Source organism: Pseudomonas sp. RL_5y_Pfl2_69, assembly GCF_963970465.1.
Lineage (GTDB): Bacteria > Pseudomonadota > Gammaproteobacteria > Pseudomonadales > Pseudomonadaceae > Aquipseudomonas.
On the sequence record NZ_CAXAOU010000002.1, the window covers coordinates 407497 to 428030 of the forward strand.

The 20534-nt window shown below is 57.1% G+C and carries 18 protein-coding genes; 9 read left to right on the forward strand and 9 right to left on the reverse strand.

From position 1 onward, the window contains the following. Positions 1 to 37: 37 nt before the first annotated feature. Entirely contained in the window at positions 38 to 796 is a 759-nt protein-coding gene (locus tag AACY07_RS05165) for an SDR family oxidoreductase (protein ID WP_046808918.1), read from the reverse strand. Positions 797 to 849: 53 nt separating this feature from the next. On the opposite strand from AACY07_RS05165, the gene AACY07_RS05170 reads away from it, so the two are divergent. The 4 genes from AACY07_RS05170 (at position 850) to groL (ending at position 4345) form a co-directional block, all read left to right on the forward strand. Continuing rightward, entirely contained in the window at positions 850 to 1575 is a 726-nt protein-coding gene (locus AACY07_RS05170; RefSeq protein ID WP_219260771.1) for a HugZ family pyridoxamine 5'-phosphate oxidase, read from the forward strand. Positions 1576 to 1646: 71 nt separating this feature from the next. Further along, positions 1647 to 2120: an FxsA family protein gene (locus AACY07_RS05175; RefSeq protein ID WP_339473738.1), complete on the forward strand. Its 474-nt coding sequence runs from the start codon at positions 1647 to 1649 to the stop codon at positions 2118 to 2120. A gap of 241 nt (positions 2121 to 2361) precedes the next feature. Then, entirely contained in the window at positions 2362 to 2655 is a 294-nt protein-coding gene (locus AACY07_RS05180) for a co-chaperone GroES (protein ID WP_019827816.1), read from the forward strand. Between the two features lie 49 nt (positions 2656 to 2704). Then, positions 2705 to 4345, forward strand: coding sequence for a chaperonin GroEL (groL, locus tag AACY07_RS05185; protein WP_095038382.1), 1641 nt, complete (start codon positions 2705 to 2707; stop codon positions 4343 to 4345). A gap of 259 nt (positions 4346 to 4604) precedes the next feature. On the opposite strand, the gene AACY07_RS05190 is transcribed toward groL, so the two are convergent. Beyond that, positions 4605 to 6554, reverse strand: a complete 1950-nt coding sequence (locus tag AACY07_RS05190) for an LTA synthase family protein (RefSeq protein ID WP_339473739.1) — start codon at positions 6552 to 6554, stop codon at positions 4605 to 4607. Between the two features lie 202 nt (positions 6555 to 6756). Between AACY07_RS05190 and colR the strand changes: the two genes are divergently transcribed. From colR to AACY07_RS05215, 5 genes are all read left to right on the forward strand, one after another. Continuing rightward, the gene (gene colR, locus AACY07_RS05195; RefSeq protein ID WP_019827811.1) at positions 6757 to 7440 is read left to right on the forward strand and encodes a two-component system response regulator ColR; all 684 of its coding nucleotides are present in this window, start codon (positions 6757 to 6759) and stop codon (positions 7438 to 7440) included. Then, a complete protein-coding gene (locus AACY07_RS05200; protein WP_133075799.1) occupies positions 7430 to 8710 on the forward strand; it encodes a sensor histidine kinase in 1281 nt (426 codons plus the stop codon). Before colR ends, AACY07_RS05200 begins: the two co-directional genes overlap by 11 nt. A gap of 197 nt (positions 8711 to 8907) precedes the next feature. Next, complete coding sequence (locus AACY07_RS05205; protein ID WP_133075798.1) at positions 8908 to 9588, forward strand: class I SAM-dependent methyltransferase; 681 nt, start codon at positions 8908 to 8910, stop codon at positions 9586 to 9588. A gap of 3 nt (positions 9589 to 9591) precedes the next feature. Then, positions 9592 to 10308: a lipopolysaccharide kinase InaA family protein gene (locus tag AACY07_RS05210; protein ID WP_339473740.1), complete on the forward strand. Its 717-nt coding sequence runs from the start codon at positions 9592 to 9594 to the stop codon at positions 10306 to 10308. Beyond that, positions 10308 to 10529, forward strand: a complete 222-nt coding sequence (locus AACY07_RS05215; RefSeq protein WP_133075796.1) for a hypothetical protein — start codon at positions 10308 to 10310, stop codon at positions 10527 to 10529. Before AACY07_RS05210 ends, AACY07_RS05215 begins: the two co-directional genes overlap by 1 nt. Before the next feature lie 184 nt (positions 10530 to 10713). On the opposite strand, the gene AACY07_RS05220 is transcribed toward AACY07_RS05215, so the two are convergent. The 7 genes from AACY07_RS05220 to AACY07_RS05250 form a co-directional block, all read right to left on the reverse strand. Continuing rightward, on the reverse strand, positions 10714 to 11811 hold the full coding sequence (locus AACY07_RS05220; RefSeq protein WP_339473741.1) for a DUF1513 domain-containing protein: 1098 nt from the start codon (positions 11809 to 11811) through the stop codon (positions 10714 to 10716). A gap of 14 nt (positions 11812 to 11825) precedes the next feature. Next, positions 11826 to 12890 carry an imelysin family protein gene (locus AACY07_RS05225; RefSeq protein ID WP_339473743.1) on the reverse strand — a complete coding sequence of 355 codons (1065 nt, stop codon included), beginning with the start codon at positions 12888 to 12890 and terminating at the stop codon, positions 11826 to 11828. 26 nt (positions 12891 to 12916) lie between these two features. Next, positions 12917 to 14344, reverse strand: a complete 1428-nt coding sequence (locus AACY07_RS05230; protein ID WP_339473744.1) for a di-heme oxidoreductase family protein — start codon at positions 14342 to 14344, stop codon at positions 12917 to 12919. A 961-nt stretch (positions 14345 to 15305) separates the two neighbouring features. Then, positions 15306 to 16652, reverse strand: coding sequence for an imelysin family protein (locus tag AACY07_RS05235; RefSeq protein WP_133075792.1), 1347 nt, complete (start codon positions 16650 to 16652; stop codon positions 15306 to 15308). Positions 16653 to 16812: 160 nt separating this feature from the next. Then, a complete protein-coding gene (locus tag AACY07_RS05240; protein WP_339473745.1) occupies positions 16813 to 18864 on the reverse strand; it encodes a putative bifunctional diguanylate cyclase/phosphodiesterase in 2052 nt (683 codons plus the stop codon). A 257-nt stretch (positions 18865 to 19121) separates the two neighbouring features. After that, positions 19122 to 19718: a superoxide dismutase gene (locus tag AACY07_RS05245; RefSeq protein WP_019827796.1), complete on the reverse strand. Its 597-nt coding sequence runs from the start codon at positions 19716 to 19718 to the stop codon at positions 19122 to 19124. 196 nt (positions 19719 to 19914) lie between these two features. Then, positions 19915 to 20517 carry a LysE/ArgO family amino acid transporter gene (locus tag AACY07_RS05250; protein WP_133075790.1) on the reverse strand — a complete coding sequence of 201 codons (603 nt, stop codon included), beginning with the start codon at positions 20515 to 20517 and terminating at the stop codon, positions 19915 to 19917. Positions 20518 to 20534: the final 17 nt, after the last annotated feature.

Genomic DNA, 20534 nt, shown 5'->3' on the forward strand with positions numbered 1-20534 from the left:
CGCAGCCTCGTTCCTTCGGCAGCGGCTACAGGTTGCTCTAGATCCGCAAGCCGCCATCAAGCTCCAGAATCCGCCCGGTGTAGTAGTCGTTCTCAAAAATGTAGGCCGCGGAATGGGCGATTTCTTCAACCTTGCCCATGCGCTTCAACGGGATGCCGGAAGTCATCTTTTCGAGGGCTTCGGGTTTCATGCCCAGGGTCATTTCGGTTTCGATAAAGCCTGGGGCAATCCCGGCCACCCGAATGCCGTAACGTGACAGCTCTTTGGCCCAGGTCACCGTGGCTGCGGCAACTCCGGCCTTGGCTGCCGAGTAGTTGGTCTGGCCTACGTTACCGGCGCGCGAGATCGACGAAATGTTGATAATCGCTCCCTGACTGTTGAGCTCGATCATTTTTGCCGCGACCTCACGGGTGCACAGGAAAACGCCCGTCAGGTTGACGTCGATCACCGCCTGCCATTGCGCGAGGCTCATCTTGGTCATCACCCCGTCCTTGACCTTGAGCAGCAGTCCGTCGCGCAAAATGCCGGCGTTGTTTACAAGACCATTGATCGCGCCAAAATCTTCTGCAATCTGGGCAACAGTTTGCGTAACCTGTTCTTCATCGGCGACGTTACACAGGTAAGCGCGGGCCTCTACACCGTGTGCCTGACAAGCCGCGACCGCCAATTCGAGCTTTTCCGGATTGAGGTCGACCAGTGCCAGCCTTGCGCCCTTGGCAGCCAGATACTCAGCCATTGCACGGCCCAGCCCTTGGCAGCCGCCAGTGATAATGATTACTTTGTCTTTTAGTTGCATGGGTGCCCTGATCTCGACCGTTATCGACGGATTTTTTATTAAGGAGTCATAAGTTGAGCGTTGAAGCTGCCAAGCATGCCCGAGAATTACTGCTCAAGGAATACCGCGGCGCCCTGTCGACCCAGTCCAAGGCCATGCCGGGTTTTCCCTTTGGTTCCGTGGTGCCTTATTGCCTGGATGAGCAGGGGCGCCCGCTGATTTTGATCAGCCGTATTGCCCAGCACACCCATAACCTGCGCAAGGACCCCAAGTGCTCGCTGATGGTCGGCGAGCGGGGGGCTGAAGATGTCCAGGCCGTTGGGCGCCTGACGTACCTGGCCGAAGCCGAGCAGTTGACCGAGGCTGCAGCGATTGCCGCCGCAGCTGAGCGCTACTATCGCTATTTCCCCGAGGCCAGGGGCTATGACACGGCCCATGATTTCGACTTTTGGGTGCTTAACCCGGTCAGGCACCGTTATATAGGTGGTTTCGGGGCGATTCACTGGCTGGATCAAGTCACGCTGGCCAACCCCTTTGCCGGGCAGGTCGAGGTGCGCATGGTGGAGCACATGAACGCCGACCACGCCAACGCCATCGAGCATTACGTCAAATTGACCGGTCTACCGCTAACAACGCCAGCTACGCTGGTGGGTATCGACAGCGAAGGCATGCATTTGCGTATCGGTGAAGGCCTGCATTGGTTGGGCTTTCCCGAGCCTTGCAATACTTCGACACAGGTGCGCGAAGCGTTGGTTTTATTGGCGCGTGCAAGTGAATGGCCGAAAAAACAGACGACCTGACCTTGAATTTTCACAGGCGCGCCGTCATCTACGTTTGGTTGGAAGATATTCTTCCGGAGAGGAATCATTTGATGCGCGCTTTTCTATTGCTCTTTCTGTTATTTCCAGTGCTAGAGCTGTACGTCTTTTTCAAGGTCAGCACCGCTATCGGGTTTTTCCCTGCGTTGCTGCTGATCATTGCCGGCTCCATGCTGGGTGTTCTGGTGGTTCGCGTTGCAGGTCTGGCCACTGCGCTCAGAGCGCGCGAAAGCCTCAATCGCGGCGAACTGCCTGCCCAGCAAATGCTTGAAGGCCTGATGCTGGCCCTGGGTGGCGGCCTTCTGGTGCTGCCAGGCTTTATCAGCGATGCAGCCGGTCTGTTGTTGCTGTTCCCGCCGGTTCGTCGTTTCCTGGTCAACCGTCTGCGCAAGCGTGCAGAAGAACAAGCCATTCGCCAGCGTGCGTTTGCCGATCACTTCGAGGCTGCATCTCGCCCTCGATCCCAGCAGCCTTTGGGGCGTGAGCCCAATGTGATCGAAGGCGAGTTCGAGCACCGCGACAAATAAGGCTTTGGCGTTATCAACACGGCACCTTGGGTGCCGTGTTTGTTTTTCGGTCAGGCACAAGGTTAAAAATTTCATGGGCGTGCCCTTGTAATAAGTGGATGCGCCCTTATGTAACGGACACCGCAGGGTTTTACTGGCAACAGCACATCCCTTCAGCGAATAGCACCCGGCATTTCCGGATTTGCAAACCCCGCCGGTATTGACACCGGCCGATGAACACCACAATTAGGAGAGATCGACAATGAAGCTTCGTCCTCTGCATGACCGCGTCGTAATCCGTCGCAGCGAAGAAGAAAAGAAAACCGCTGGCGGTATCGTTCTGCCGGGTTCTGCTGCCGAAAAAGCCAACAGCGGTGAAATCCTCGCTGTCGGTACTGGCCGCGTTCTGGACAACGGTGAAGTACGTGCGCTGGCCGTGAAAGTGGGTGACAAGGTTGTGTTCGGCCCTTACTCCGGCAGCAACACTGTGAAAGTCGACGGCGAAGACCTGCTGGTTATGGCTGAGAACGAGATTCTCGCTGTAATCGAAGGCTGATCTCCCGCTCCTTTTCCCGTTACTACAAAGTATTTAAGGAAGAACGAACATGGCTGCTAAAGAAGTTAAATTCGGCGACTCCGCCCGTAAAAAAATGCTGGCCGGTGTAAACGTCCTGGCTGACGCAGTAAAAGCGACCCTGGGCCCTAAAGGCCGTAACGTGATCATCGAGAAGAGCTTCGGCGCTCCGACCATCACCAAGGACGGCGTTTCCGTTGCCAAAGAAATCGAGCTGAAAGATCGCTTCGAAAACATGGGCGCGCAGCTGGTTAAAGACGTTGCCTCCCGTGCCAACGATGACGCTGGTGACGGTACTACCACTGCAACCGTTCTGGCTCAATCGATCGTCAACGAAGGCCTGAAAGCCGTCGCTGCCGGCATGAACCCGATGGACCTGAAGCGCGGTATCGACAAAGCGACCATCGCCATTGTCAAAGAGCTGAAATCCCTGGCCAAGCCATGCGCTGACAGCAAGGCGATCGCTCAGGTAGGTACCATCTCTGCCAACTCCGACAGCTCCATCGGCGACATCATTGCCGAAGCCATGGAAAAAGTCGGTAAAGAAGGCGTGATCACTGTTGAAGAAGGCTCGGGCCTGGAAAACGAACTGTCTGTTGTTGAAGGCATGCAGTTTGACCGTGGCTACCTGTCCCCGTACTTCGTCAACAAACCAGAAACCATGACTGCCGAGCTCGACGGTCCGCTGATCCTTCTGGTCGACAAAAAGATCTCCAACATCCGTGAACTGCTGCCAGTTCTGGAAGCTGTTGCCAAAGCCGGTCGCCCACTGCTGATCGTATCCGAAGACGTTGAAGGCGAAGCCCTGGCGACTCTGGTTGTGAACAACATGCGCGGTATCGTGAAAGTCGTTGCTGTTAAAGCACCTGGCTTTGGTGATCGTCGCAAGGCAATGCTGCAGGACATCGCTGTTCTGACTGGCGGTACCGTTATCTCCGAAGAGATCGGTCTGAGCCTGGAAAGCGCTACCCTGGAACACCTGGGTAATGCCAAGCGCGTTACCGTAACCAAAGAAAACACCACCGTTATTGACGGTGCTGGCGTTGAAGCTGACATCCAGGCTCGTGTGACTCAGATCCGTGCTCAAGTGGCTGATACCACTTCGGACTACGACCGTGAAAAACTGCAAGAGCGTCTGGCCAAGCTGTCTGGCGGCGTAGCAGTGATCAAGGTTGGCGCTGGCTCTGAAGTAGAAATGAAAGAGAAGAAAGCCCGCGTTGAAGACGCCCTGCACGCAACCCGTGCAGCCGTTGAAGAAGGCGTGGTACCTGGCGGTGGCGTGGCACTGGTTCGCGCTCTGCAGGCAATCGCTGATCTGAAAGGCGACAACGCTGATCAGAACGTTGGTATCGCATTGCTGCGTCGTGCTGTTGAAGCACCTCTGCGCCAGATCGTTGCCAACTCCGGTGACGAGCCAAGCGTAGTTGTCGACAAAGTTAAGCAGGGTTCGGGTAACTACGGTTACAACGCAGCCACTGGCGAATACGGCGACATGATCGAAATGGGTATCCTTGACCCGGCTAAAGTGACTCGTTCGGCTCTGCAAGCGGCTTCGTCGATTGCCAGCCTGATGATCACCACTGAGGCGATGATCGCTGAGATCCAGGAAGATAAACCAGCTGGCGGCATGCCAGACATGGGCGGCATGGGTGGTATGGGCGGCATGATGTAAGCCAGCCTTACCCCGATACGCAAAAGCCCCGCCTGAGTGATCAGGCGGGGCTTTTTTGTGGCTGGTCGTTATCTGGCAGGTATTGAGAAAAGTACACGTCTGACACTGTGCGTCGTTCGCCATCGCGAGCAAGCCCGCTCCCACTTCAAACCCTGTAAGCATCAGGTCTTGGGTTTCCCCCAAAACCAGTGGGAGCTGGTTTGCCTGCGATGGTATCAGCCGCATGTTGCCCCAAGCCCGCTCCCGCAAAAGCGATGGTTTACCGCTGGGAAAGCTGCTCCGGGGTTCCCTGCGTTGGCTTCCAGCCCAACAATTGCTGTTTATAGCCGTGGCTGGCGCCCTGGTAGTAGGCAATCGCCCGTTCAATCAACGGATCGGTCGCCGGTACGCGGGACTCAACACTGGTGGTCAACGCTTCGTCGTGACGACGCAGGCCCTGACGCGGGCTGAGAATGGCCAGGTCTTTACCGTCAAACAAACCCAGGTGCTGGTAGTTGCCCACTACCACACGTGGTGGCAACGGATTGTCCTGCAGCAGGTTGCGACCGAAGAAAGTCGACTGGTAGTCCAGGTTCAGCAAGCCGAGCAAGGTTGGGGCAAGATCGATCTGGCTGGCCAGTTGCGCGTTTTCCCGCGCTTCGATCAGTTTGGGCGCATAGATAAACAGCGGGATCTGATAGTTGGTGATCGGCAAGTCTTCCTTGCCCGCACTGCCTGCCGTGTGATCGGCCACGAACACAAAGATCGTGTTATCGAACCAGGGCTTTTTACGCGCTGCGTCAAGGAATTGTCCGATGGCGTAGTCGGTGTACTTCACTGCGCCGTCGCGACCATTACCCGACTTGATGTCGATCCTGCCTTCCGGGTAGGTGTAGGGGCGATGGTTCGAGGTGGTCATCAGTTGCAGCAAAAAGGGTTTTTGTTGCGCATAGTCTGTATCGGCCAGCTTCAGGGTTTCGCGGTACAGGTCTTCATCGGCCATGCCCCATGCGTTCTTGAAGTGGATATCGGCTTCATTCACGCTGCTTTGGTCAACCACGCGGTAACCGTTGCCGCTGAAAAAGGCGTTCATGTTGTCAAAGTAACCGCGTCCGCCGTAGACGAACACGCTGTCGTAACCCACACCTTTAAGCTGCTGGCCCAGGCTGGCAAAACCGCTTTCACGGCCGATGCGCTTGACGATGGAGCGCCCCGGCGTCGGCGGAATGGCCAGGGTGATGGCTTCCAGGCCGCGGTCGGTACGGGTGCCGGTGGCATAGAAGTTATTGAAGTACAGGCTTTCTTTGCGCAGTTGATCCAGATTTGGCGTCAGGTTGCGACCATCGCCGTTGCTGCCCAGGTATTTGGCGCTGAAGCTTTCGATCGTCACCAGCACAATGTTGGGCTGACGCGCAGTGCCCGGATTGTCGATATTGCGACGGATATCCAGCGGGTCCTGGCCAACAAACGTAGCGTTGGGCTCCGTCAACTCTTTGCGCAATTGTTGGGCCACCACGTCGGTCGGCAAGCTGGCATAAAACTGCTGGTAATCCAGCTCGTTGTTACGGAACGCGGCGAAGAACTGATACGGGCCATTGCTTGCCAGTTCATGCTGATAGGCATTGCCACCCTGACCCCGTGGGCCGTCCTGATCGAGCAGTTGCAGGCTCAGGCCAGCTACCAGCAACAGACTGGCGAAGGCAGCGATGCGAGAGCCAAAGGTTGGCAGCGGAGCATTCATGGCCGCGTTGAACGGTTTGCGCAGAACAAGGCTTAACACAATGGCAGTCAGGGCAATGGCACTGAGCAGTATGCCAATGGGGTAGGACTCCAGTACGTTGTTCAGTACTTCATCGGAATAGACCAGATAGTCCACGGCGATAAAGTTGAAGCGCACGCCGAACTCATCCCAAAACAGCCACTCGGCGACGGCCGTGAACAATATGGCAAACAGACTAACGGTCAGCAGGCCTTGCAGAAACCACTGATGGCCTCGACGACGCCACAGGCCGGGCGGGCATAACAGCAGGTACAGCCCCAGTGGCAGGGCGGCATAGGCCAGAAAGCCGAGGTCATAAAGCAAGCCAATGCCAAACACCGGAAGCCAGTTGTTACCAGCCTCTCCCAGGTGGGTGACCAGCAGAACGCCTCGGGTAATTAGAAAAGTCGCCAGCCAGCAGCCAGTCAACAGAAGGAGGTAGCGCATTGGCGCAGTGTGCAGCAGACGCATTGTTGTTTTTCCTTAAACGCGAGGGTGCGGGAGTGTGCGGGCGCCACTGTATTGAGTTTGTGAACCGATAGTAAAAAAAATGTCATTTTTGCAGATGCGACAACTAAATTGTCTGTGCGCCCTGCGGTGCTGGCCCTGCGCGGTTCTTGGCCTTAAGCTGCGCGGGCCAAGACGGCCGTAACTGTGGACGGAGAGAATACCCATGCGAATTCTATTGGTTGAAGACAACCGCGATATCCTCGCCAACCTGGCGGACTATCTGGGGCTCAAGGGCTATACCGTTGACTGCGCCCAGGATGGTTTGTCAGGTTTGCACCTGGCGGCCACTGAGCACTACGACCTGATTGTGCTCGACATCATGTTGCCGGGTATCGACGGCTATACCCTGTGCAAGCGCCTGCGTGAAGACGCTCGTCGCGATACGCCGGTGATCATGCTGACTGCCCGCGACCAATTGGACGACCGCCTGCAAGGCTTCAAGTCCGGTGCCGATGACTACCTGCTCAAGCCGTTTGCCCTGTCCGAACTGGCGGCGCGGATCGAGGCGGTATTGCGTCGCGCCCAAGGCGGAGGTCGACGGGAGTTGCAGGTCGCGGAGCTGCGCTACGACCTCGATACCCTCGAAGTGACCCGTGAAGGGCGTTTGCTCAAGCTCAACCCGGTGGGTCTCAAACTGCTCGCGGTATTGATGCAAAAAAGCCCTCACGTGCTGCGCCGCGAAGTTCTGGAAGAGGCTCTTTGGGGCGACGACTGCCCAGACAGCGACAGCCTGCGCAGCCATGTGCATCAATTGCGCCAGGTGATCGACAAGCCTTTCGACAAGCCTCTGTTGCAAACCGTGCATGGTGTGGGCTACCGCCTCGCCGAGCTTCGCGATGGAGTTTAAGCAAAGCCTTTCCCAGCGGATCATCATTGCCTTTGCCTTGATGAGCGCCCTGGTGGCAGGGACATTTGCGGTGGGCATTATCGCCACCGTGCATCTGGTCGAAGAAAAACTCATATCGGCCGGTCTGGGCGGTGATTTGCAGCGCCTGTTGCTGATGGACAACGGCGCAGAGTGGAACCACAGGCCTAAACCAAGTCAGCTGTTTTATTTCAGTGGCGGGCGTGGCGATTTTGCTTTGCCCAAGGACCTGCGCCATCTGGACCCGGGATTCCATGAGGTATTTCGCGATCAGCTGTCGTATCACGCGATGGTTGAAGTGGTCGATGGTCGGCGTTATGTCCTGCTGCAAGACCAGAGCGATTTTGAAGAGCGTGAGCGCGTGCTGTTTGCTGTGGTGGTGGTCGGTTTTGTCCTGGCCCTGGCATTGGCCGTCTTCCTGGGCTGGACGCTTGCACGTCGCGTAATGGCACCGGTGGTGCGTCTGGCCCGTCAGGTTCGCCATCGAGATCAACTACTGGGGCTGGCCCCGCCTTTGGCCCCGGACTATGCCGCCGACGAAGTGGGCGAGCTGGCCGTGGCGTTCGACGCTACCCTGGGTCGCCTGCGTGACACCCTGACCCGCGAACGTCTGTTTACCAGTGACGTAAGCCACGAATTGCGCACCCCGCTGATGGTACTGGCCAGCTCCTGCGAACTTCTGCTGGAAAGCCCGTCGCTGGATCAGCGCAGTCGCTCACAGGTCGAGCGCATATCCCGTGCGTGCGAAGAAATGCGTGAACTGGTGCAGACCTTCCTGATGTTGGCCCGTGCGCAACATGAAGATGCCAGCATGTCGCCCACGGTTACGCTCACCACCGTGGCCGAGGGCCTGATCAGCCTGTGGCGAGAGCCCATCGAGGCAAAAGGCCTTGAATTGATTTACGAGCCCGGCAATCCGCTGGATACGCGCTATAACGCGACCTTCCTGCACGCGGTGATGGGCAACTTGCTGCGCAATGCGTTGCACTACACCGATAAGGGGTTTATCCGGTTGACCCTGGAGCCCAGCGGGTTTGTGGTGGAAGACAGCGGCGTTGGGATCCCGGAAGAAAAACGCCAGGCCATGTTTCAACCCTTTGTGCGCGGCAGTGAAAAACGTGGCGAAGGGCTGGGCCTAGGGTTGTCGCTGGTGCAACGAATCTGCGATAGCCAGGGCTGGCGCGTGACCCTCACCACAATGGAGCCAAACGGCTGCCGTTTTCGCGTCGAGCTCGGCCCGCCCGACGCCTGAAGTCCTTTCCGCGGCCTGCGTTCTGCAGGCCGCTTTACGTCATGGTTGATTCGTATATGGCCCCGCGCCAGTATTTGCGCGATGTAAAACCCTGCAACATTTGTGTAGGACGCATAGACGGAATTTTCACCTGATGATGACCTGACGCTTACGTTCTCCTGAATAAGGTAGCGCCTATATGCTTCAGGAGCACCGTCATGAACCCCATCATCAAACTCAAGTTCTCAGAAAAGTATGACCAGCAGCACGCGGCCGAATACCTGATCAAGCACCAGGATGGTCTGGCTCGCCGTCTCTCGCACAAGCGCGATGAGCAACTGGCCCGCCGCGCTCTTCACCTGGCCGGTGAACCTCGGGTTGTCCTGGATTTGCCCTGTGGCGCCGGGCGTTTCTGGCCGTTGCTGGCGCAAATGCCTAACCGGGAAATCATTGGCGCCGACAACTCGGCCTCCATGCTGGAGGTCGCGGCACTGGCGCAACCGGCCGAGGTGGTGAAACGGGTACGGCGCTTGCAGACGTCTGCATTTGAAATAGATATGCCGGACAACTCCGTTGACAGTATTTTTTGCATGCGTCTGCTGCACCATATTGGTGATGCAAGTCACCGGATGGCTCTACTGCGCGAGCTTCATCGTGTCAGCCGGGACAGTTTGATCATTTCGCTCTGGGTGGACGGCAATTTCAAGGCCTGGAAACGCAAGCGTCTTGAGCGTGAACGCGCTGTGGAACAAGGGCAGGAGGGTTACCAAAACCGCTTCGTGTTACCAGCTGTTACAGTGGAGTCTGAGTTTAAAAAGGCTGGTTTCGTCATTCAGGATCATTTGGACTTTATTCCGCTTTACGCGATGTGGCGGGTTTACGTACTAAGAAAGAGATAATTCATGACCGTTGATTTTGTACAGCAATCCCCCTCTGCGACTGAAGACCGATTTGAGTTTTACTGGAATCAAAAAGGCGAATGGGTTGAAGAGCCCAACCAGCGTCGCGGTGGCGAGAGTGGTGTACAACGCATTCACGATGCCAACGAGCGTTTGCTCTATGTAAAACGTCAAGTAGGGCACACCTACCGCAGCTGGCGCTATCCGTTGGGTCGCCCGACGGTATTGCGTGAACGCGATGCGTTACTGGCCATGAACCGGCTATCGGTTGGTGTGCCAGAGCTGGTGTACTGCGGGGCCCGGAAAGGGGCAGACAAGCAGTGGCGAGCATTGCTCGTAACTGTCGCTCTGGACGGCTTTGTTGAAATCGACAACTGGTATGCCGCTGGCGAGCGTGAGCGTTGGGGGGAGGCGGTACATGATCGTGTACTTGAGGCCATTGGCCAGACCCTTGCGCGCATGCATCTGGGCCGCTGGCAACATGGCTGCCTGTACGCCAAGCATGTGTTTGTGCGAGTGACAGGGCAGGGTGAAAACCCACAGGTAGAGGTGGCTTTGCTGGACCTTGAAAAAAGCCGGCAACGACTGACTGCTCATAAAGCAGCCTCCCACGACCTTAAGCAGCTTCGCCGCCATTCGTCGTGGAACGCCACGGAGTGGGACAGACTGATCTACTTTTATAAGACGGTGTTTGGCAGCGCCATCAAAGGTTTACGGTGATGAAGCGAGAAATAGCACGAAGTTTGTTTCTGCTGGGAGCTCTGGTCATTGCTGGCGTGGCAGTGGCCGCATGGGAACAGCCAGTGACCCAAGTGTTAAGTGGGCCCCCGACAGGTGCTCACTGCCCGCTGCCGCGGGTAGTGAAAGTGGCAGTAGCGACAAAGCCCGATCACGATCTGCTGCTGTTCATGTTTGGAATGAGCCAAGGGATGAAGAAGTAGGACGGCGGGTAAAAATCCCTGTAGCAGCTGCCGAAGGAACGAGGCTGCGTCCGACTGCGCAGCAGTCGTAAACCATTCGGCGTTGGTGTTTCTGGCACACCCGGCTAAACGGTTTTACGACTGCTGCGTAGCCGGACGCAGCCTCGTGCTATTCGTCAACTGCTACAGGAATTTGTGTCACTTGCTACATCACATGCAGATGGTTGTCCCACAGCCCGGACGGTAGATCCAATGGCTTGGCGCTCAGATCGCTCTGACGGCAATCATAGAATCGGCAACGGCCCTGGCCGGACGTCACCACAAACCCATCCTGTACCGCACCCACCCCCGCACAGTCGGGCAACGGCGCATCCAGACGCAAAGCACCGCTGTCCAGATCCCACACGAAAAATCGATTGCCCCGCGGAGCGGTCAGCGCAACCAGCCGCAATTCACTGTGGACCGCGACACTGGCCGTGTAATGGCCCATGGCACGCAGTTGCTGCTCGGCCACCGGGAAGGGCTCAAATGGTTGGCCAGGACGCTTGATGGCCAACAATTCGGAAAGCTCATGGGCGTCGCCCATGAATTGCTGGCAGGCGACGATTGTGCCGTCACTGGCGATGCCCAAATGGCGCACGCTGTTCATCTGCTGGCTCAGGGTTTCCTTGCTGAGCAAGGTGCCGTCGCGTTGCATCAGCACCAGGCTGGGCTCCATCGCGTTCAGGTTCATCTCGACCCGGCTTTCGGCTTCGGTGCGAATGCCGCCGTTGGCCACCACCAGCGTTTCGCCGTCAGGCATCCAGGACACTTGATGCGGACCCACACCGTGGGTAGGGATTTCGCCACTGTGGACCAGACGTTCGCCCTCAAAGCGATAGACCCCCAGCAAGCCACGGCCCGGGTCAGTGGTGTCATTTTCGGTGGTATAGAGCCACTCGCCATCTTTGTGGATGACTGCGTGGCCATAGAAGTGACGGTTGGGCAGGGAGGTCAGTGTTTGCAGCAACTGCCCGTTTGCGAGGTTGATCAGGTAGCTTTCGGTGCCGGGGCGCCGTGCTACAAACAACGCAATGGGCAGTGTCGGGTGGTTGATGATGTCATGGCAGCGCTGGCCTACCTGCGTGCTAAAGACCTGAGTGCCATCCAGGCGATAACCGACAGCAAAGTGATTGCCGTCCACATCGTCGCGGGCACTCAAGAGCAAGGGACTACGGTCTTTTTGCTTGAACAGGGACCAACCGCCCAGCGTGATCGCGCTGAGCAGTAAACCGCCGAGCTTGAGAGCTTGCCTGCGCATCATCGAACCCTCCTTCATCAATCGCCGTCGTTGGCGTTAAAGCCCAGCTGGATACCCAGCGCTTTGGCCAGCTCGCCTTCGTGCAGGCGGTGAACCACGTTCAGGCTGTCATAGATAGCGTTCAGTTGAGCGCGCCCGGTGTCGTCTGCCAGCAGCTCATTGAGTGTGCGCTGGTTGTCATTGAACAGCTTGAGCGAGGTTGCATAGGCCGCATCGATCTTGTCAGCCAACGGTTTTTGCTCGGCAGGCAACAGGCTGCGCAACCCTTTGTTGTCGACACCCGCCCACACGCTCTGAGCGGCAGAAAGGCTGGCGGCCAGGCTTTTGAGCGATGACTCGCTGCGCCATGCATCAGCCTGGAATGGCTGCGGGATGCCCTTGCTCTGACGGCCCATTGGGGTGCCGAGTTTTTTCTTAAGGGTATCGAGGGCCGTGACCTGTACACGCAGCACATCTGCAATGGCTTCGTGGGAGTCGGCATAACGCTGGTTAGGGAACTTGCTCATTTGCGCGAGCATGCCATCGGTGCTGTTCCAGCTGGCCAGGATTTCTTCGGCCAGTTGCTTTTGACGTTCGCCAATGGCGGTCAGCAGCGGGCAGTAGCGCGCTTTTTGCGAATCGTCAGCGAGGTTGATATTGCTGTCGAACAGAATGTATTCGTAAGCCGACAGGCCTTGCACCACAACGCTGGATTTGGCCAGGGCTGCTGCATCGATCTGTGGCTGGGCAATCACCAGTTGCTCAACCTGACGGCCGACCAGATTCTTTTTGTCTGGCCAGAACTGTACCTGCCACGAACGATTGCCTTCGGCCAATGGCCCGATCAGCAAAGGCTGCAGCTCGGCCCAGGCTTTTTGCGCATGCAGAAAGTCGGCTCTGGCAGTCTCCAGGTTTTCCTTGCCTTGGCAGTAAGCCAGTGCGCTGACGGCCAGTTGACGGTCGGCTTCAACCCAGCGGCTGTACGTCGGCAAGATCACTTGCTTGGCGATGGCTGCCGAGGTGACGGCCTGTGGGTCTTGTGGCGAGCATGCGGCCAGGGCGATAGCGGCAAGGCTGGTGAACAACAGCTTGGGTCGAAACATGTCGGGGTCCCCGATCTTGTAAAGCGTTAAAGAGAGTTCAGGAACGCCAGCAACGCAGCGCGCTGCTCGGCATTAAAGCGTAAAACCTGCTGCTTGGCCGATTCGGCTTCGCCGCCATGCCAGAGCACGGCTTCCATCAGGTTGCGAGCACGTCCATCGTGCAAAAACTGAGTATGACCACTCACTGCCTGGGTCAAACCAATGCCCCACAACGGTGGCGTGCGCCAGTCGCGGCCGGTGGCGGCGAACTCGGTGCGGTTGTCGGCAAGGCCGGGGCCCATGTCGTGCAGCAGCAAGTCGCTGTACGGGCGAATGACCTGATTGGCCAGTTCGGGCTCGGCAGCGTTGGCGGATGTAGTGAACGCAGGGGTGTGGCATGAGGCGCAGCCCGCCTGGAAGAACAGGTTTTTACCGGCCAGCACCTGGGGCGCGCCGACATCACGGCGGGCAGGTACGGCCAGGTTACGGGTGTAGAACTCCACCAGGCGCAGGATGTTGTCGCTGACCTCGGGCTCGCCATCAGGGCCGTTCCCGTTGGGCGCTTCGAGACAGGCGGTTTGAGCCTTGGTGCAATCATCGAAGGGTCTCAAGGAGGTCGTGAGCCCCATATCACCAGAAAAGGCGTGAACATTTTGTTGATTGAGGTTCGGTTGGCCCGCTTTCCAGCCAAATCGACCCAGAACCGTCTTTTGCTGCGCGTCATCCCACACCCAGTTGGGGCGCCCGGCGATGCCGTCACGGTTTTTGTCCTGTTCATCGGCATTGGCCAGGATCGCCTCGTTCGGGATGGCTTCGAGCAGCCCCAGGCCTATCATCGGTGGCGCGATGCGAGCCGAAAAACGTGTGTCGGGGTGCATTGGGCCATAACCCAGCTGGGTGATCTGCAGCGTGGGTTTGCGCAATTCGACTTCAGTGCCGTCCTTGAAGCGCACGGTAACGGGTTCGTAGTCGACCCGTACCTTGCCCTCGGGAGCTACGCCGGGTACGGACATGTCCTGCAACTGACCGCCATAGACCGGCTCGGGGACGATACCGGCCTGCTCGATGAGCGTGGCGTAAGCGGGATCGTTGGGGATCGATAACCGAACCAGCATCGACACTGAGTTCTTTGCGCCGGGCGCTGGCGGGTGGCCGCGGCCATCCTTGATGTGGCAGTTTTGACAGCCATTGGTATTGAACAGCGGGCCCAGGCCATCACGTGCGGTAGTGGTGGACGGTGCTATGACCCAAGGGCTGCGAAAGAAACTGTTGCCGACGCTGAAATCCAGACGCCGGGTGGGCGAAAGGTTGGCCGAGGGCATGGAAAACGCATTGTGATCGGTTTTACGCACCGTAGCAGCCCCGCCGGAGCGGGCTTCGCCTGGCTCGGGTTTGGTAAAGCGCGGGGCATCATCACAACCGCCAAGGCCAAAGGCCAGTAGCAGCAGGGACAGGCGAAGAGGCAACGAAGGCATCAAACGTCCAGATCAGTGAGCTAAATCGAGGGCGCAAAGTTTATCAGGGAAGGTGAATTGAAATAAGAGGGATTAGCGTTTGGATTGATATGTGGCAAGCAAGCTCATGGGAATGGGCTTGCTTGCGATGGCAGCCAGTGCGGTCTGGAGGTTAAATCCTACATGGCATGGTAATACAATAGGTATTTCCCACGGAATAATCAGAGATGAACGATATAAGGTATTTTCTTTGAATACTATGCTCTCCGAAAAACGGAGCAAATATGAAAATACTTATAGTCGTGTTTATAGTGGGTGCGATTTCTGGTTGTGCAAATGGCCAGTTATTACCTAAAGCGTACAGTCCGGAACTTGCTTATAAGTGTCAGACAGATCCGTATGGTGATTATTGTCTGCACCCGCCAGCGGTAATCAAGAATTAATGATTCCGCAAAGGGTAGGCCAAGATTGGGGGCTGGTGAGTTAAAACTCCCATAGGGTGAAGGGCACTCCGTCAGGTAGTATATTGATCACTTTGAATGTTCTTTTTGGCAAGCGATCGGGTGTAAGTCCAGGCAGTGCCCTGTATGGGTTTGCTGTGAACCTGATTGCTATCGGCCGACCAGACAACAGCTTTATTCTCTTGAGTTAACAAGTTTCCATCTAGTAGTAGTGTCAATCTAAAGCGCTTTTTTCGGATATGAGATGTTGTCCGGTGGGCATCATTTTATTTGGCGGCAGCAAGGGAGTGTCGCTGGCTTGGAATGGAGTGTAATTAATAGCTATGTTTTTGGCTTTGATTTATTAAGGTTCAAGGATGGTGATGGCTATGTATATGTATTGTTTACAGAGGCGTTAGCATTTGACTGCAAATGCATTAGCGTCATATCTGTTTTGCAAAAGCACTTCTGTATAAGGGCGAAACCCACAAAAAAGGCGACCCGAAGGTCGCCTCATTGTTCACTCACTCAAACCCTGCAGATCAAAACTCGTGATCGGCGTTGTCCGGGTTCAGGTCGCTGATGCCCAGCTTGCCAGCGGCTTGCTCGATGGCACCGGTCTGCTTGACCAGGGCTGCAATGGCATCACGAACCACCTGGTTGCCCGCTGCGTTATCCGCTGCGATCAACTGGTCGTAGTGCTCGCCCTTGTTGGCGCGGTCAACCATGACCTGGATCTTGGCTTCTGTGTCGGCCAGATCGGACTTCAGTGTCGCGTCTGCAGCCGGGTCAATCACGACCACCAGCGACGACAGGCTTGGGCCGGTCATTTTAGTACCGTCAGCGCGCAGGTACTCGCCCAGGTACACGTTACGAATGCCCTTGGCATCGTAGAAGTGCGAGTTGTGGGTGTTGTCGCTGAAGCAGTCCTGCTCGTCTTCAGGGGAGTTGGCTTCCAGTGACACTTTCATACGCTCGCCGGCCAGTTCGCCCAGCGACAGGCTGCCCATGCCGAACAGCATTTTGCGCAGACCGTTTTGTACCGGCTCGGCTTCAAGCGTGGCGCGGTAGTTGTCGGCAACGTTGGGTGCCCAGTTGCCGACCATTTCGTCGAGGTCGTTAACCAGCAGTTGGGTCACGGCTTTCAAGTAAGCGCGACGGCGTTCGTTGTGGCCGCCAGTGGCGCCTTCGCCTTCCAGGTAGTCGGAAGCAGGGCGGTTGCCTGCACCCGGGCCTGTGCCGTTGAGGTCCTGGCCCCACAGCAGGAATTCGATTGCGTGATAACCGGTAGCCACGTTGGCTTCGGAACCGCCCAGCTCGTTCAGGCTGGCCAGGGTTTCCGGAGTGATTTCGGTGACGTCGACCTTGTCTTCGCCGATCTGAATCTGGGTGTTGGCGATGATGTTGGCGTTGGCACCCGGGTTGCCCAGTGCGCCTGCATAGTTGGCGTCAACGTAGTCGATCAGGCCTTCATCCAGCGGCCAGGCGTTAACTTGGCCTTCCCAGTCATCAATGATGGTGTTGCCGAAGCGAAACACTTCGCTCTGCAGGTAAGGCACACGGGCTTCAACCCATGCAGCGCGAGCGGCTTTCAGAGTGTCGTCGTTGGGCTTGGCCAGGAACGCATCGATAGCGGTTTGCAGTTTTTTGGCAGTGCTTTCAGCATCGCTGTACACGGCGTGAACCATGTCGGCGTAATGCGCAACGACGGCCTTGGCGGCAGCTTCGTCGACTTTGGCTGCGCTGATGTCAGCGGCTGGCGTCGCGGTGCTGGTGGCGGCTGCTGGCGTAGGGGCTGCGGCGGTTTTTTCCTTGTCCTTGTCGCCACAACCGGCGAGTGAGATAGCAATGGCCAGCAGACTGGCGGTTGCCAGAGGCATACGAATCATGGCGAAAATCCTGCTTCGAGAGGTGGGACAAGCGTGCGGCTGCACGCGAAACTGCCACATAATGCGAAAGATATGCATTTTGTGTAAAGAGATACTGTTGGAAATATTTCTTATTTACCGCAGGCCGCACCAGGTCTTTGCCGAATTTTGAAATATGGATTTACATATTGGCGGCCTTGTCACGTTTGGCCTGCTTCAGATAAGCGACCAACTCCCGCGAACCAAGGGGTTTGCTGTACAAATAGCCCTGGCCTTCATGGCAGCCTTCGCCGATGACGTAGGCTTCCTGATCAATGGTTTCAACCCCTTCGGCAATCACCTGCATGCCAAGGCTTTTACCCAGCTGGATGATGGCGCGCACGATAGTGGCATCGTCGCCGTCGTCGATCAGGTCCTGAACAAAGCTTTTATCGATCTTGATTTTGTCCAGCGGCAGGCTTTTGAGGTAACTCAATGACGAATAGCCGGTGCCAAAATCATCAATCGCAATCAACGCGCCGGAGCGGCGAAGGCTCAGCAGGTGTTGGGCAGCGGTGCTGATATCTTTCATCAGGCTGGTTTCGGTGACCTCCAGTTCCAGGCTGCGCGGCGGCAAGCGGTGGCGCTGCAGGAGGTTGTTGACCACTCGCGGCAGTTCGACGTGGTGCAACTGCACCGTGGACAGATTGACCGCCATGCGCAGTTCACTGAAGCCTTGATCATGCCATTCGCGCAGTTGGCGGCAGGCTTCGTCCATTGCCCATTCACCGATGGCAATGATGCTGCCGTTTTTCTCGGCCAGCGGGATAAACAGATCGGGCGGAACCAAGCCGTGTAGCGGGTGTCGCCAGCGCAAGAGGGCTTCGACGCCGACCACCCGGTGGTCGCTGTAACGAATTTGTGGCTGGTAGACCAGGGAGAGCTGGTTGCACTGCAGGGCTTCACGAAGGTCTTTTTCCAGCTCGCGCATACGCCGCATCTCGCGGTCCACGCTGGCAATATAAAACTGATAGCGGTTGCGCGAGTAACTCTTGGCCAGCGTCATGGTTTGCTCGGCTTTTTGCAGCAACTTTTCAGTGGTGTCGCCATCTTCGGGAAACAGCGTGATACCGATAGTGGCGCGCAAGCGGATGTTTTGCTGGTCAAGACAGAAGGGTGATTCAAGGTCATCCAGAATACTCTGGGCCAGTTCGGCAGCTTCGTAGGGCTGTTCGATATGGGCCTGAATCAGCGCAAACTGATCGCCACCCAGGCGTCCCAGAGCGCCCAGGCTTCCACTGTGGGCGCGCAAGCGATCGGCCAGAGCCTGCAGCAGTTGATCGCCCGCTTGATAGCCGAACTGCTCGTTGATGCCTTTGAAGTCGTCCAGCCCCACGCAAAGCACAGCGACGCGGCGTTGCAAACGGCCAGCATCGGTCAGGATTTTGCCTAATTGCCCCTGCAACTGCTGGCGATTGGGCAGGCCGGTCAGAAAGTCATACTGGGCCATGCGCAGCAAGGAACTTTCAGCTTCGTGACGCAAACGGTTGTTGCGTTCAATGGATGCGAGCAACTGGTTGGAAGTGTTGACCCAAACACCCAGTTCATTGTGCTCGTGACCTTTGAGCAGGGGGATCACGTGCTCGCTGGGGCGGTCCGGATTAATACTGGTCAGGTGTCCGATGACTTTGGATAGCGGCTTGGTCAGCAACCACTGATACACCGAATACAGCACCAGCCCCATCAGCAGGGCACGCAACAGTCCGGAGAGCAGCATGACCGCTGAATCGGCCAGTAACCCCTCGCCGTAACTGGCGGTGTCGAGCGTGATGCTCAGGTCGCCGTAGTACTCGCTGTAAGGTCCCTTGCCTACTAGAGGAATACTGAACGTGTGCTCCTGACCCAGAATCATGTCAGTCATCCAGCGGCTGGATGAGTGTTGCAGCGCCCGTGATTTTTCGGCGAGGGCCGTCTCATTGGGATGGCCGATGGACGCGTTGCGCACGGCTCCATCCTGGAACATGCCTTCGATGACCTGCATGGCCATGTCGCGGTCCAGGCTATAAAGCGCTTGAGTCGACGGGTCGCGAAACATGTCCAGGATACGTCCGGCATCTACCGTGACGGCTTGTCGAACCCTGTAGGCGTCAAAGACAATTTGCGCGCAGCTCAATACTCCACCTACGACCACTGCTGACAGCAGTGCGATGCGGAGCAACTTCAGTGACAAGCTGTTCTTGAATTGCAGCTTCAAAGCACTTTTCCCTGTTCCTTGCCGGTATTGCCTGTGGCCTTGTAGGTGGGCGATTCACGACAGGTGCGAAAGCAATAAATACACAACGCTCACAATCGCTACTGTGTCGGTATTTTCACTTCGAACTTGAGGTGCGCTATTAAAATACACAACGCTTTCATACTAGCTGGCCCGGACTCGGCGAGCGGCTCTTTTGAAACTTTAAATCAGACCAAAAAAAACCCGGCAATGCCGGGTTTTTTTACCTGGAGTCAGGCTCAGGCAGTGAAGGCTTTACCTTCGAACTGCTCAGCGACGAACTTCCAGTTAACGAGGTTCCAGAACGCTTCAACATACTTCGGACGTACGTTGCGGTAGTCGATGTAGTAAGCGTGTTCCCAAACGTCGCAGGTCAGCAGCGGGGTGTCGCCGCTGGTCAGCGGGTTGCCGGCGCCGATGGTGCTGGCCAGGGCCAGGGAACCGTCCGCTTTCTTCACCAGCCAGCCCCAGCCGGAACCGAAGGTGCCGATGGAGGTTTTGCTGAATTCTTCTTTGAACTTGTCGAACGAGCCGAAGGCAGCGTTGATGGCATCTGCCAGCGCGCCGGTTGGTTCGCCGCCGGCGTTTGGCGCCAGGCAGTTCCAGTAGAAGGTGTGGTTCCAGACCTGAGCGGCGTTGTTGAAGATACCGCCCGAAGAGGTTTTAACGATCTCTTCCAGGGTTTTGCCTTCGAACTCGGTGCCTGGCACCAGGTTGTTCAGGTTCACGACGTAGGTGTTGTGGTGCTTGTCGTGGTGAAACTCCAGGGTTTCTTTGGAGATGTGCGGCTGCAGGGCATCGTGTGCGTACGGCAGCGGCGGCAATTCGAAAGCCATGATGATTCTCCTAATCAGGTCAGTTGCGATGAGCGCAAGGCCGATCACGGGCGGCCAAACACGCGCCGATGAGTTTTTACTCTTTGCGGCGCAGGGGCTGGATCATAGCACCGGGGTGAAGGCATAACCACGCGACAACTGTGTGGGATAGACGTTTCAGCACTTTTGGCGATGTTTTTGTGACCTGCGCGCAGGCTCAGCCAGAGACGATCAACTGCACCGCCACCGCATACATCATCACCGCCACCAGCAGGTCCAGCACACGCCAGGTATTTGGCCGTGCCAGCCACGGCGCCAGCCATGCGGCGCCCAGTGCCAGGGTGAAAAACCACATCAGCGAAGCACTCGCCGCGCCCACGACATAGGCCCCTGGCACGCTTTGCTGCGCGCCGAGCGAGCCAATCAGCAAAACCGTATCCAGGTACACATGGGGATTGAGCAGGGTGACGGCCAGCGCGCTGAGCATCACGGCCTTGAGCGAGCGTGCAGTCTGGCCGGCGGATTGCTCAAGGCTCGACTTGGCGAACGCACGACGCAACGCCTGCGTGCCGTACCACAGCAGGAACACCGCGCCACCCCATCGCGCCACGCTGAGCAACAACGGGTTCTGCGCCAGGAGGGTCGCCAGGCCAAAGACCCCGGCCGCCACCAGCAGGGCATCGCACACCACACAAAACGCGGCCACGGGCAGATGGTGTTCACGACGCAGGCTTTGAGCGAGGACGAATGCATTCTGGGTGCCGATGGCCATGATCAGGCCGAACGCGACCAACAGGCCATTGAGGTAGCTTTGCCACATAAGAATTACTCGTCGTG

Excerpts from the sequence above, each read along its gene's own strand:
- AACY07_RS05165 (WP_046808918.1), bottom strand. The coding sequence starts at position 796 with ATGCAACTAAAAGACAAAGTAATCATTATCACTGGCGGCTGCCAAGGG.
- AACY07_RS05175 (WP_339473738.1), top strand. The coding sequence starts at position 1,647 with ATGCGCGCTTTTCTATTGCTCTTTCTGTTATTTCCAGTGCTAGAGCTG.
- AACY07_RS05180 (WP_019827816.1), top strand. The coding sequence starts at position 2,362 with ATGAAGCTTCGTCCTCTGCATGACCGCGTCGTAATCCGTCGCAGCGAA.
- groL (WP_095038382.1), top strand. The coding sequence starts at position 2,705 with ATGGCTGCTAAAGAAGTTAAATTCGGCGACTCCGCCCGTAAAAAAATG.
- AACY07_RS05190 (WP_339473739.1), bottom strand. The coding sequence starts at position 6,554 with ATGCGTCTGCTGCACACTGCGCCAATGCGCTACCTCCTTCTGTTGACT.
- colR (WP_019827811.1), top strand. The coding sequence starts at position 6,757 with ATGCGAATTCTATTGGTTGAAGACAACCGCGATATCCTCGCCAACCTG.
- AACY07_RS05200 (WP_133075799.1), top strand. The coding sequence starts at position 7,430 with ATGGAGTTTAAGCAAAGCCTTTCCCAGCGGATCATCATTGCCTTTGCC.
- AACY07_RS05205 (WP_133075798.1), top strand. The coding sequence starts at position 8,908 with ATGAACCCCATCATCAAACTCAAGTTCTCAGAAAAGTATGACCAGCAG.
- AACY07_RS05210 (WP_339473740.1), top strand. The coding sequence starts at position 9,592 with ATGACCGTTGATTTTGTACAGCAATCCCCCTCTGCGACTGAAGACCGA.
- AACY07_RS05215 (WP_133075796.1), top strand. The coding sequence starts at position 10,308 with ATGAAGCGAGAAATAGCACGAAGTTTGTTTCTGCTGGGAGCTCTGGTC.
- AACY07_RS05220 (WP_339473741.1), bottom strand. The coding sequence starts at position 11,811 with ATGATGCGCAGGCAAGCTCTCAAGCTCGGCGGTTTACTGCTCAGCGCG.
- AACY07_RS05225 (WP_339473743.1), bottom strand. The coding sequence starts at position 12,890 with ATGTTTCGACCCAAGCTGTTGTTCACCAGCCTTGCCGCTATCGCCCTG.
- AACY07_RS05230 (WP_339473744.1), bottom strand. The coding sequence starts at position 14,344 with ATGCCTTCGTTGCCTCTTCGCCTGTCCCTGCTGCTACTGGCCTTTGGC.
- AACY07_RS05235 (WP_133075792.1), bottom strand. The coding sequence starts at position 16,652 with ATGATTCGTATGCCTCTGGCAACCGCCAGTCTGCTGGCCATTGCTATC.
- AACY07_RS05245 (WP_019827796.1), bottom strand. The coding sequence starts at position 19,718 with ATGGCTTTCGAATTGCCGCCGCTGCCGTACGCACACGATGCCCTGCAG.
- AACY07_RS05250 (WP_133075790.1), bottom strand. The coding sequence starts at position 20,517 with ATGTGGCAAAGCTACCTCAATGGCCTGTTGGTCGCGTTCGGCCTGATC.